Here is a 10,960-nt window from a genome sequence, read left to right as displayed (position 1 = left end):
CGCTTTCGCACAAAAAAACATATGTTGCTGTCGCTACGCTTTCGCACAAAAAACATATGTTGCTGTCGCTACGCTTTCGCACAAAAAAACATATGTTGCTGTCGCTACGCTTTCGCACAAAAAACATATGTTGCTGTCGCTACGCTTTCGCACAAAAAAACATATGTTGCTGTCGCTACGCTTTCGCACAAAAAACATATGTTGCTGTCGCTACGCTTTCGCACAAAAAAACATATGTTGCTGTCGCTACGCTTTCGCACAAAAAACATATGTTGCTGTCGCTACGCTTTCGCACAAAAAACATATGTTGCTGTCGCTACGCTTTCGCACAAAAAACATATGTTGCTGTCGCTACGCTTTCGCACAAAAAAACATATGTTGCTGTCGCTACGCTTTCGCACAAAAAACATATGTTGCTGTCGCTACGCTTTCGCACAAAAAAACATATGCAGGCGAAAGCACAAAGTTGATTTCGGACGCAAATATGCCGATGTATACTTGATTGATTGCATCTTTAAATCTATGAAGATAAGATTTTTCGAGCAATATTCTTGAAAAAATTATAGAAATATATCAATATAATGAGTGTGAGAGCAATTTTGTACAAAATGTGTCGTTTTGTATTGTATGCGGTTTCACCAATGAAAAGATACTGCGACCATTATTTCTTCCTTAACTGACGGAAAGACAGTGCATAATGTTGAAGGGAAATTTAAACTAGGTAATAACGAATTCTATCTTGGTACAATAGATGACGTTCCTTCAACATTGATATGTATAGCTGTAATAAGGTAAGAAGACGGAAAGCTCATTATCATAATATAGTAAAAAAGCCGCGGTTCTCTTTTATGACGGAGAATCGCGGCTTTTTATAATTAGTGGTTTTTAGGGGTATGTATTTGTTAATATCGGTTGAGCTTTCGTTCAATGGAATCTAGACGATTGTTAAGGTGTGATAGATGCTTATGCATTTGTCTATATAGTACACTTTGATTTTGCGCGTCGGATGATCTTGTTTGTTCCATTGCCTCTTCTTCCTGCAATGCTAAAATGTTGGAGAGGGTTGCTAATGAATACCCTATTGTCAAAACCATTGAAGATATTAATTCTACTTTCGTAGAGGTTATATTTCCACTTTGGACACCGGTGTCTTCACCTAGGAGACCTGCTTCTTGAGCACCTAGGAAACTTGCTTGTGTATTTGGATTTGGGTCTTGTTGTTGTCTACGTCTTGCCATTTCTCTCCCTCCCATATACAGCTAATATATGGCATATGAAGTAGTAGCGTATCTTGTCCAAAGAATTAATAAAAAAACCACAGATAAAATTAAAAAACTTAATTTTCCGATAATTTATTTGATTTTTATGGGCAAATAAAGCAATATAGTAGGAATAAACAGTTGTTTTAGGGGGAATGGATGTGAACAAGAACTTTAAATATTGTAAAGAATCTAGAGTTATGCGTACCAGTCGAGTTTTTCCGAATGATATTAATAATCATAATACACTATTTGGCGGTCGATTAATGAGTGACATCGATCTAGTAGCTTCAATTTCTGCTACTAAACATAGTCGTAGAGATTGTGTGACAGCTTCAACGGATTCTGTAGACTTCCTGCATCCAATACGCCCGACCGATTCTGTCTATTTCGAATCTTATGTAACGTGGACAGGGACATCTTCAATGGAGGTTTTTGTAAAGGTTGTTTCTGAGAATTTGAAAACGGGAGAACGCAAGGTAGCGGCAACAGCATTATTAACCTTTGTTGCATTAGATGAAAATAATAAACCAACCCCGGTTCCATCTATCACTCCGGAAACTGTAGAAGAAACTAAGCTACATGAAACTGCAGCTGAACGAGCAAAAGTACGTGCAGAGCGTAAAAAGGAAAGTAAGGCATTGGCTCAATTCATTTCGATGAACGATCCATGGGATTGCTCGAAATGATATATATATAAGAGGCATCTGATTAGTAATCAGATGCCTCTTCGTTTATCAATTATGCATCGGCATAATTGCCGCTGACGCTTTGCTTTCGCTACAGAAAACATTTGTAGCTGACGCTTTGCTTTCAAAATAATTGCTGAAAGAAGTTAAATTTCTATCACTGTTACTTGTGGTGAGCCAAAACGAGATTTTGCGCCGTGCATAACTGGTCCTACATAGTCATTTAACGCCCAACCGTGAGCGATTGCAGCTGAAACGAATTCTTTTGCTTCAATTACAGCTTCTTTTACTGAAAGACCATTTGCAAGGTTTGCTGTTACTGAAGCAGCAAATGTACAGCCAGCCCCATGGTTATAAGTAGAAGCAACTTTTTCAGATTCTAATAAGTAGAATTTGTCACCGTCGAAGAATAAGTCAGTTGCTTTTTCAGTAGCTAACGCTTTTCCGCCTTTAATCACAACAGCTTTAGCGCCAAGCTCGTGAATTTTACGAGCCGTTATTTTCATTTCCTCGATTGTTTTTGGTGTTCCAGTTCTAGCTAATTGCCCAGCCTCAAACAGGTTAGGTGTTGTAACTGCAGCTAATGGTAAAAGATATTGAATCATTGCATCTGTGTTACCAGGGTTCAATACTTCATCTTCTCCCTTACATACCATTACAGGGTCAATGACAACATTTGTCGTACCAGATTTTGTGATAGCATCACCTGCGATACGAATAATTTCTTCAGTTGACAGCATACCAGTTTTTATTGCGTCAACGCCTGTTGAAATAGCGGTATCAATTTGTTTTTGTAAAAGCTCTGTTGGTAATGGCGTTACGTTATGAGCCCAACCGTTTGGATCCATTGTTACGACAACCGTTAATGCCACCATGCCATATGTGCCGTGCTCCTGGAATGTTTTAAGATCGGCTTGCATACCTGCACCACCTGATGTATCTGAACCAGCAATCGTTAAAGTTTTTTTAAGAGTCATGTGGAAGATCTCCTTTATAGATAAAAGTAGTATTAAAATTACCATCTAGTATAGTCTTATTCTGATTGCGTAAAAATAGTCAGAAATATATATTTTTACAAGGTCAGTTTGGCTTCTTTTTCTGATGCTTGAATTCAACATTATTTTTTTGTACCGTTGTAAGAGAAGAAAGGGGCTTATATTACGATGAAACAAGCATTCCCGAATGATTGGCAAGAAATACTTGAAGAAGAAATAGAAAAAACATACTATACAAAGCTACGTCAATTTGTAGCAGATGAATATGCAACACATACAATTTATCCACCGATGAATGACGTAATGAATGCATTTTATACAACGGCTTATCATGACGTAAAGGTCGTAATTTTAGGTCAGGATCCTTATCATGGACCAAATCAAGCGCATGGGTTAAGTTTTTCGGTTATGCCGGGAATCAAACATCCACCAAGCTTACGAAATATGCTACAAGAGTTACAGGATGATATTGGCTGTCCAAGCCCTCAAGACGGAACATTAACAAAATGGGCACAACAGGGTGTAATGTTATTGAATACTGTATTAACTGTTCGAGCAGGACAGGCAAATTCCCATAAAGAACAAGGATGGGAGCAATTTACGGATGCTGTAATCGATAAATTATCATCGAGAGATAAACCAATTATTTTTGTGCTTTGGGGTAAACCAGCACAACGGAAAAAACAATTAATACGTAAATACTCAACGCCACATTTAATTTTAGAAGCACCTCATCCAAGTCCACTTAGTGCTTATCGAGGTTTTTTCGGCAGTAAACCATATTCGAAGATCAATGCGCAGTTAGTGGAATGGGGAGAGCAACCAATTGATTGGTCTTTAGAGTAGATTGGCACAATTCGTATATCTCCATTCAAATGTTTTGTAGCAAAAGTGAAGCATCAACAATAATAGACTGCTACCTCTGAGGATGTTACCTGAATGAAGATAAGCCTCTGGACGCAATTACGCCAAGGTGAAATTGATGCACTCATCATTTCATGTTACAGTCTATAATAGAAGAAAGTGAGGAACGACGATGAAGGTAAATTGCTTTAAATGTCAATATTTCAAAGTAACATGGGACCCACAAACGCCACGGGCCTGTGCAGCATACGGCTTTAAAACAAAGCAAATACCATCCGTTGTCGTTAAACAATCCTCTGGCACGGACTGTCTAAAGTTTGTGCCAAAAGCAGAAAGTGGGAGAATGCAATGATTCCTTATCAAGCCGTTATTCAACAACTTGAAAAACAATTATCTGGTATCAAAAATGCTGGAAACGAACAACAAATTCGTGAAGCCTTAACAGCAATCCGAGCATTATGTGATGTAGTATTAGACTCACCTGATGGCATTTCTAAAGCGGAGTCAAAACATCTGCCACAAATGCTAGTATCAGAGCCGAAGCAAACAAGTTTATATACAGCAAAAATTGAAGAAGAAGACGGAGCAAATGGTGATTCAATTTTTGACTTTTAATCATGATTAAAGGTAGGGAAATGACATGAAAAAATTTATCGTGACAGGTGCACTCCACGGCTTTTTAGCAGTGGCATTAGGTGCATTCGGTGCACATGCTTTAAAAGAGGTTCTAGATGATTATAGTCGCGGAATTTGGGAAACAGCTGTTCAGTACCAAATGTTCCATGCAACTGCTATTCTTGTGATTGGCATATTGATGAGCTCGAAGCTGCTAGGTGAAGTAAAGCAGTTAAATTTAGCTGGAATCTTTTTTAACCTAGGTATTGTCTTCTTTTCAGGAAGCTTATATGTACTGGCAATCAGCGGCGTTAAAGTTTTAGGCGCCATCACGCCAATTGGTGGTGTACTATTTTTAGCTGGTTGGATTCTAATTATAGTTGCTGCCCTTAAACATGCGCGATAAAAAAATTTAGCTGAATATAGATATTCCTACAAAGTTACTCCTTTGCACTATGTGTGAGGGAGTTTTTGTTTTTTACAAACCTTTTTCAAGAGAATTTTCCTTCCAAATCAACAATATAATTTCTATAGAATGGTAGTTTTAATTCCTATTGTTTTTGTATGGATTTATAGTACACTATTATTATCAAATAAGTTCGACAAATAGAAAGTGAGGTTTTTTGAGATATGGAGAAGCTTTTTACTTTATTAGATAATAACTATGATGAAATGGTAGCGATTCGTCGTCATCTACATGAATATCCGGAATTATCCTTTGAAGAAGTGGAAACTCCAGCGTATGTAGCTGCTTTTCATCGAGCGTTAGGACATGAGGTTCGTGAGCATGTAGGTGGACGTGGTGTTGTTGCTACTTTACGCGGAGGGAAGCCGGGTAAAACAGTGGCATTGCGCGCTGATTTTGATGCACTGGCAATTCAAGAGGAAAATGACGTCCCTTACAAGTCAAAAGTGGATGGTAAAATGCATGCATGTGGACATGATGGTCATACTGCAACATTACTAGGACTTGCTAAAGCACTTAATGCAATAAAGGATGATATTGCAGGCAATGTAGTATTTATTCATCAGCATGCAGAAGAAATGGCGCCAGGTGGGGCAATGCCTATGATTGAAGATGGCTGTCTAGACGGAGTAGATGTTATTTTTGGTACACATTTATGGGCACCAACGCCATTGGGAGATATATTGGTGAGAGATGGAGCCATTATGGCTGCTGCCGATAAGGTGGAAATTACGATTAAAGGAAAAGGTGGTCATGGTGCGGAGCCCCATCATTCTATTGATGCTGTTACTCTTGCGTCACAGTTTGTAGTCAATGCACAGCAGCTTATATCTCGACGCATTGATCCATTAAAATCAGCCGTTTTAACAATTGGTCATTTGGAGGCCATTAATCCTTTCAATGTGATTGCTGAACGAGTAGTATTAGCCGGAACAGTTCGTACTTTTGAGGAGCAAGTGCGCAATCAAATGGAACAAGAGCTTGAGGCAGTGTTAAATGCCACTTGTTTGGCCTTTGGTGCAAGTTATGATTATCAATATACGAGAGGTTATCCACCTGTTTATAATCATGTGAAAGAAACAGAATTTATTGCACAACTTGCAGCTGATATACCAGGAGTTGAAAATATTATTACGTGTCCACCATTTATGATTGGGGAGGACTTTGCGTATTATTTAGAGAATGTACCAGGTACATTTTTCTTCACAGGTGCTAAAAAGCCAGAGTGGGATGTGGCATATCCTCATCATCATGCACGCTTTGACTTTGATGAACGTGCAATGTTGATTGCTGCTAAAACATTAGGGAAAGCAACATTGCAGTTTTTACAAGAAAATAAATAGTAAATAAAAATTGGCATGCTAGGAGGTATCCTAACATGCCAATTTTTCGATCTAATGGCAAATATCCACGTAGATTCCTAGTTTTCTAGCGAAACTTGTGATGCGACGAAGCATGAGTAAAATGAGCGAAGGAGCACACCGATTCGCTCTTATCTTACTCACATATAGAGGAGTGGAATTTTACCATATTAGAAAATATGAATGTATGACAACTCATATCAATTATGGATTTTGGTTAAAATAAGCCATTTCTTCATCATATTCAGCAAAATCAAAGTAAATCATTGGGAATAGGAAACGATGATTTGATTTGAGTTCACGTAAAATAACATGGTCTCGACCAGCAGCTTCTACAACGCCTCGTACAATTTTCGTGTTTTTTCCTGGCTCAACCGCATGTTCGAAAGAAAAATGGAAAGTACCAGGCTTTCCGCGATTCAAACGGAAAATATTTTCAATATACGATTGCTCCCGTCCAGTTGGTCGTGCTCCAGTTGTCTGTGGAGGCATTACCTGTGGAGGCATTTGTTGTTGCGTTGTTGGTGTCCAATAATAAGGCATCATAAGTTATCAACCTTCTTTCTTTTAGATTTGTGGACAATCTTCTTTGGTTGGCGAGAAGAAACAATGTGCTTTGAATCTTCCCGTGTCCCACTGACCATACCATTGTGCTGGACAATCTCCCTCTGGTCTGAAAAACCATAGCGAACGAGTCGCGGGATGAAATCTTTCGCCTTGAATAACTCTCTTTGCTAATCGAAGGTCTTGATCACGTGCTCGTTGATAAAAGAAGCCTTTTTGTGTCGCTTCAAAGCCCCCGGGACGCTGAAAAACCATTTGTTCAATTGTACGAACATCAGTAAAATCTAAACAATCGGCTCGTACACGATTGACGCCCACATTGCCGACCATCAGCATACCTAAATTCCCTTCACCTTCTGCCTCAGCGTGCATAAGCCTTGCTAGCATGGCTGTTTGTGCATCATTTGTCTTTATAACGGCGACTTTCACTCCTCCTCGCAGACAGTATATGCATGATGGTATTGTAGACATGTTCAATTTTAATGAAAGAAATTCACGATATGAAAATGCTACGCATATAATAATAACGAGTAGTCTGTAAAAGAGGGCTAGACTTAAAAAAATGCTTAACACCAAACGTATGCCATGTATATAAGTGGATTGTAGTGAGGTTGGGCTCCTTGGGAATCTGCGTCACAGATGAGACTCTGGTACGCAAACGAGTAGGGGGATGGAGGCTAAAAGTATCACGTCCCTTGATAACGTCTTCAAAAAAATATCCTACGCTTACGCACAAAAAAACATTTTTTGCCCCAACGTCCCCAGGAAACCGCCTAGCCGGAACGGAAATCAACCCCACGTTATGGTGATGATCCTAAATTTCGAAAAAATGGGTAGATAGAGAATAGAAAATATAATGGGGAACGTGAGATTGAAATTACATGTGTATAAATACATGTGAGGTGACAGGGTATGGAGATCGGTGTTTGGGTAGGTATTTTGCTGAGTGCTGTGCTGGCATTTTTAGTGGGGAGTTTTTACGGACAGCCACTCCATTGGTATCTTTTTATATTAATAATCGTAGTTGGATTTTTCATCAATACAATTATACTAATTTTGAAGGTTAAGGATGAAAGGTCTTGAGGGATGAAAATAAGAAAGTGTCATCGTAGTTGGTGACACTTTTTTTTTGTTATTTTTTTTTGATTAAGCGGATGAAATCTAATGTTTTGCAAGTATATTAAAAATGAAATGTGACATACTAAAGTGAAAATTATTTTTTGCTTTTATGAAGGAGTGTTATAATGCATATTTTTGGTACGTTTGTAGCAATTATCATAAGTGCATTCATGGCCATTGGTATAGCAGAATACTACCATCAACCATATAATTGGTATTTAGTATTCCTTATGATTCTAACTGGATTTTTTATTCATACAATAATTTTAATATTGGAATCAGAGAACAGCGAAGAAAACGAATATTAAAAAATGCGAGTCCGTAGTATCGGATTCGCATTTTTATATTTAAAAGCATTTTAGACAGTTAAGAATTTCACAAGTTTTTCTTGATCAAGAAGGTTACCAACGAAGAATGCACCGAACTCACCGTAGCGAGCTGAAACTTCATCAAAACGCATTTCATATACTAATTTTTTGAATTGTAGTACGTCATCTGCGAATAGTGTTACGCCCCATTCGTGATCGTCGAAGCCAACAGAACCAGTAATAATTTGTTTAACTTTACCAGCGTAGCCTCGACCAATCATACCGTGAGAACGCATTAGAGATTTGCGCTCATCCATTGAAAGCATATACCAGTTGTCATTGCCTTGACGACGCTTATCCATTGGATAGAAGCATACATGCTTAGCACGTGGAAGTTCAGGATATAGACGAGCACGCACATGTGGATTTTGGTAAGGATCTTCGTCTGAATCACCTGCTAAATAGTTAGAAAGCTCTACAACAGATACATATGAATATGTAGGAATTGTAAAATCAGCAATCGCCAATTTATTGAATTCAGCTTCAAGCTCTTGTAGCTCTTCCATTGTTTCACGTAATGTCATAATCATAAAGTCAGCTTTTTGACCAACGATTGCGTAAAATGCATGGGCACCAGTTTTAGCGATATCAGCTTCGTTTAATTTTTCTAAATATGCAATGAATTCTTCTACTGCTGCTTGGCGTTCCTCAGCAGAAACTAGTTTCCATGAAGCCCAGTCGATTGAGCGAAAATCATGTAAAGCGTACCAACCATCTAAAGTAATTGCTGCTTCATTCATTATTAAAAACACTCCTTTATAAGTGAATACCATTCCAATTTTAGTTTATCATAGTTTGTACAAATTCCCTAAGTTCATGATTGTATTTCACGAATTTGACACCTTCCATAGATAATGTATTCTAAAGAGAACAGATGTAAATAGAGGAGCTCCAATCATGAAAAGTATTTTACAACAGCCAATTTGGCGTCTTTACGATCAATCCATTAGCGCGAAGCAAAGATCGCCACTTGAATCCTTTGCAACAGACGATACTTTATGTCAGCTAGTTGGGCAATTAGACTCGCCACCAACTATTCGTACATGGGTACATGATGCATCTGTTGTACTTGGTATTCAGGATCACCGTTTACCATATGTGCAGCAGGGCATGGACTTGCTCAAAGAACGTGGCTATGATCCTATTGTACGCAATTCAGGCGGATTAGCAGTTGTCCTTGATGAAGGTGTACTGAATATTTCTATAGTTTTATCGGAACAAACGGAAGCCCTAAGCATTAATGATGGCTATGATGTCATGGTAGCTCTAGTAAAGGAATTGTTCCCTGAAGTAGCGAATCAAATTGAAGCCTATGAAATTGTAGGCTCCTATTGCCCAGGTTCCTATGATTTAAGTATTGCAGGAAAGAAATTTGCTGGTATTTCTCAGAGACGCTTACGTCAAGGTGTAGCAGTGCAAATTTATTTATGTATTGAAGGAAGCGGTTCAGATCGAGCTGCACTCATTCGCGACTTTTACGAGGAAAGTCTTAGGGGAGAAGAAACAAAATTTACGTATCCTAATATTGTCCCTGATGTGATGGCGTCATTATCTGAACTAATTGATGTATCATTAACAGTGGAAGCCGTTGTGATCCGTTTACAGCAGCTTCTTTACAATATGGCAGAAGAAATTCGAGTTGAATCTTTTCATGATGAAGAATTAACGCTATATGCGTTTTATTTACAACGTATTTTAGAACGCAATAAGAAAATGCTTGAACCAAAGTGAAGTTTAACTTTAATCAGTAAGGGTAGAACGCGAGATAGATCGTCTCAAAGAAAAAAGCGATGCTGCTAATTAAGCGCATCGCCATTTTCTTGAAAAGGGCTACTTACAACGAGATTTCCGTTTTTCTCCATTTTGAAAACAGGTGCAATTCGTTCTTCCTCTTCATCTAGTGTTACTAGTCGTCTAGCACGGTTCATAATTTGTACAAATTGTTCGTAATCTTTTCGAATAGCTCTATTTTCCTCTTCAAGCTGTGTAATTGTCTTCTCTAGTTTTTTATTTTTCTCAGATGTTACGTGTACTAGTTGTCTCCATTTTGAAGACTCATTACCTATTTCACCAGAGTGCTGTAAACGTAGTAAATAGGCTATGACAATATCAAGGTTTAATGCAGATAGAGGAATTGATTTACCCTCCGCGGCACTACTATTAACTGTAAACATACTAGAAGCACGACGTCTTGCTGGAGCTCCTAACACTCGCATTCTTTCTTTTCTTTCTTTTTTGGCTTCTGATAATTGTTCCTCGTATTCTTTACGAACAACAGCATTCCAGCGAAAACCACATGCAGCAGCAGTACGATTTAAAGCATCACCGGCTTCCTCAAAGGCATTTAATTGTGTACTACCTTCTGTCACATGGCGAATTACCGCCTCAGCTAATAATTCATCGTTTTCTTCTAACCAAGCATCTTGTCTTACTTTACTCATATTAAAATCCTCCCACCTTTATTTGGAACTTTTATTTACAACTAGCATGACCAATCTTTTAACCTTTTATTCATCTATGTGAAAGGAATTATTATGCTTGAATACAAGGGGAAAAATACGATACAATACCCGATGTAGGTTTGTACGTATGCTGCATACTTAACTATGTGAAAGTCATGCGTTCAGTAGAAACGAATTTTTGAATCAATTATGCCTCGG

The 10,960-nt window shown here is 38.3% G+C and carries 15 protein-coding genes; 9 read left to right on the top strand and 6 right to left on the bottom strand.

Features of this window, described 5'->3' with window-relative positions:
* Positions 1-470, top strand: a 470-nt coding sequence (locus tag ACFVT8_RS19675; protein ID WP_387224315.1) for a hypothetical protein, incomplete at its 5' end; no start/stop codon positions are given.
* Between the two features lie 432 nt (positions 471-902).
* On the opposite strand, the gene ACFVT8_RS19670 is transcribed toward ACFVT8_RS19675, so the two are convergent.
* On the bottom strand, positions 903-1,238 hold the full coding sequence (locus ACFVT8_RS19670) for a hypothetical protein (protein WP_387083998.1): 336 nt from the start codon (positions 1,236-1,238) through the stop codon (positions 903-905).
* Positions 1,239-1,420: 182 nt separating this feature from the next.
* Here ACFVT8_RS19670 and ACFVT8_RS19665 point away from each other — a divergent pair, with 182 nt between their 5' ends.
* On the top strand, positions 1,421-1,948 hold the full coding sequence (locus ACFVT8_RS19665; RefSeq protein ID WP_387083996.1) for an acyl-CoA thioesterase: 528 nt from the start codon (positions 1,421-1,423) through the stop codon (positions 1,946-1,948).
* A gap of 146 nt (positions 1,949-2,094) precedes the next feature.
* Here ACFVT8_RS19665 and thiD read toward each other — a convergent pair whose 3' ends face one another.
* Positions 2,095-2,925: a bifunctional hydroxymethylpyrimidine kinase/phosphomethylpyrimidine kinase gene (gene thiD / locus ACFVT8_RS19660; protein ID WP_387083994.1), complete on the bottom strand. Its 831-nt coding sequence runs from the start codon at positions 2,923-2,925 to the stop codon at positions 2,095-2,097.
* A gap of 186 nt (positions 2,926-3,111) precedes the next feature.
* Between thiD and ACFVT8_RS19655 the strand changes: the two genes are divergently transcribed.
* The 5 genes from ACFVT8_RS19655 to ACFVT8_RS19635 all read left to right on the top strand — a co-directional run bounded on the left by ACFVT8_RS19655 (position 3,112) and on the right by ACFVT8_RS19635 (position 6,231).
* On the top strand, positions 3,112-3,789 hold the full coding sequence (locus tag ACFVT8_RS19655) for a uracil-DNA glycosylase (RefSeq protein WP_387083992.1): 678 nt from the start codon (positions 3,112-3,114) through the stop codon (positions 3,787-3,789).
* A 190-nt stretch (positions 3,790-3,979) separates the two neighbouring features.
* Positions 3,980-4,159, top strand: coding sequence for a uracil-DNA glycosylase (locus tag ACFVT8_RS19650; RefSeq protein WP_387083990.1), 180 nt, complete (start codon positions 3,980-3,982; stop codon positions 4,157-4,159).
* Positions 4,156-4,422 (top strand): YwdI family protein, encoded by a 267-nt coding sequence (locus tag ACFVT8_RS19645; protein WP_387083988.1) that lies wholly within the window; start codon positions 4,156-4,158, stop codon positions 4,420-4,422. Before ACFVT8_RS19650 ends, ACFVT8_RS19645 begins: the two co-directional genes overlap by 4 nt.
* Positions 4,423-4,447: 25 nt before the next feature.
* Positions 4,448-4,828: a DUF423 domain-containing protein gene (locus ACFVT8_RS19640; protein ID WP_387083986.1), complete on the top strand. Its 381-nt coding sequence runs from the start codon at positions 4,448-4,450 to the stop codon at positions 4,826-4,828.
* Between the two features lie 224 nt (positions 4,829-5,052).
* Positions 5,053-6,231, top strand: a complete 1,179-nt coding sequence (locus ACFVT8_RS19635) for a M20 family metallopeptidase (RefSeq protein WP_387083984.1) — start codon at positions 5,053-5,055, stop codon at positions 6,229-6,231.
* Between the two features lie 222 nt (positions 6,232-6,453).
* Here ACFVT8_RS19635 and gerQ read toward each other — a convergent pair whose 3' ends face one another.
* Both gerQ and ACFVT8_RS19625 read right to left on the bottom strand, forming a co-directional pair.
* The gene (gene gerQ / locus ACFVT8_RS19630) at positions 6,454-6,795 is read right to left on the bottom strand and encodes a spore coat protein GerQ (RefSeq protein WP_387083982.1); all 342 of its coding nucleotides are present in this window, start codon (positions 6,793-6,795) and stop codon (positions 6,454-6,456) included.
* Positions 6,796-6,816: 21 nt separating this feature from the next.
* Positions 6,817-7,200 carry a cell wall hydrolase gene (locus ACFVT8_RS19625; protein WP_387084183.1) on the bottom strand — a complete coding sequence of 128 codons (384 nt, stop codon included), beginning with the start codon at positions 7,198-7,200 and terminating at the stop codon, positions 6,817-6,819.
* A gap of 857 nt (positions 7,201-8,057) precedes the next feature.
* Here ACFVT8_RS19625 and ACFVT8_RS19620 point away from each other — a divergent pair.
* The gene (locus ACFVT8_RS19620) at positions 8,058-8,240 is read left to right on the top strand and encodes a hypothetical protein (protein WP_387083980.1); all 183 of its coding nucleotides are present in this window, start codon (positions 8,058-8,060) and stop codon (positions 8,238-8,240) included.
* Positions 8,241-8,290: 50 nt separating this feature from the next.
* Here ACFVT8_RS19620 and hemQ read toward each other — a convergent pair whose 3' ends face one another.
* Positions 8,291-9,040 (bottom strand): hydrogen peroxide-dependent heme synthase, encoded by a 750-nt coding sequence (gene hemQ, locus ACFVT8_RS19615; protein ID WP_197139591.1) that lies wholly within the window; start codon positions 9,038-9,040, stop codon positions 8,291-8,293.
* Between the two features lie 157 nt (positions 9,041-9,197).
* Here hemQ and lipL point away from each other — a divergent pair, with 157 nt between their 5' ends.
* Entirely contained in the window at positions 9,198-10,031 is an 834-nt protein-coding gene (gene lipL, locus ACFVT8_RS19610; RefSeq protein WP_387083978.1) for an octanoyl-[GcvH]:protein N-octanoyltransferase, read from the top strand.
* 65 nt (positions 10,032-10,096) lie between these two features.
* Here lipL and ACFVT8_RS19605 read toward each other — a convergent pair whose 3' ends face one another.
* Positions 10,097-10,741 (bottom strand): RsfA family transcriptional regulator, encoded by a 645-nt coding sequence (locus tag ACFVT8_RS19605; protein WP_387083976.1) that lies wholly within the window; start codon positions 10,739-10,741, stop codon positions 10,097-10,099.
* Positions 10,742-10,960 lie beyond the last annotated feature (219 nt).

Source organism: Lysinibacillus sp. NPDC058147 (genome assembly GCF_042884205.1).
In the GTDB taxonomy this organism is placed as follows: Bacteria; Bacillota; Bacilli; order Bacillales_A; family Planococcaceae; genus Lysinibacillus.
The sequence above is the reverse complement of the archived record's forward strand: the minus strand, read 5'-3'. Positions and strand labels throughout refer to the sequence as shown.

Coding starts and splice junctions, on each gene's coding strand:
- ACFVT8_RS19670 (WP_387083998.1), bottom strand. CDS start 1,238: ATGGCAAGACGTAGACAACAACAAGACCCAAATCCAAATACACAAGCA.
- thiD (WP_387083994.1), bottom strand. CDS start 2,925: ATGACTCTTAAAAAAACTTTAACGATTGCTGGTTCAGATACATCAGGT.
- ACFVT8_RS19655 (WP_387083992.1), top strand. CDS start 3,112: ATGAAACAAGCATTCCCGAATGATTGGCAAGAAATACTTGAAGAAGAA.
- ACFVT8_RS19650 (WP_387083990.1), top strand. CDS start 3,980: ATGAAGGTAAATTGCTTTAAATGTCAATATTTCAAAGTAACATGGGAC.
- ACFVT8_RS19645 (WP_387083988.1), top strand. CDS start 4,156: ATGATTCCTTATCAAGCCGTTATTCAACAACTTGAAAAACAATTATCT.
- ACFVT8_RS19640 (WP_387083986.1), top strand. CDS start 4,448: ATGAAAAAATTTATCGTGACAGGTGCACTCCACGGCTTTTTAGCAGTG.
- ACFVT8_RS19635 (WP_387083984.1), top strand. CDS start 5,053: ATGGAGAAGCTTTTTACTTTATTAGATAATAACTATGATGAAATGGTA.
- gerQ (WP_387083982.1), bottom strand. CDS start 6,795: ATGATGCCTTATTATTGGACACCAACAACGCAACAACAAATGCCTCCA.
- ACFVT8_RS19625 (WP_387084183.1), bottom strand. CDS start 7,200: ATGCTAGCAAGGCTTATGCACGCTGAGGCAGAAGGTGAAGGGAATTTA.
- ACFVT8_RS19620 (WP_387083980.1), top strand. CDS start 8,058: ATGCATATTTTTGGTACGTTTGTAGCAATTATCATAAGTGCATTCATG.
- hemQ (WP_197139591.1), bottom strand. CDS start 9,040: ATGAATGAAGCAGCAATTACTTTAGATGGTTGGTACGCTTTACATGAT.
- lipL (WP_387083978.1), top strand. CDS start 9,198: ATGAAAAGTATTTTACAACAGCCAATTTGGCGTCTTTACGATCAATCC.
- ACFVT8_RS19605 (WP_387083976.1), bottom strand. CDS start 10,741: ATGAGTAAAGTAAGACAAGATGCTTGGTTAGAAGAAAACGATGAATTA.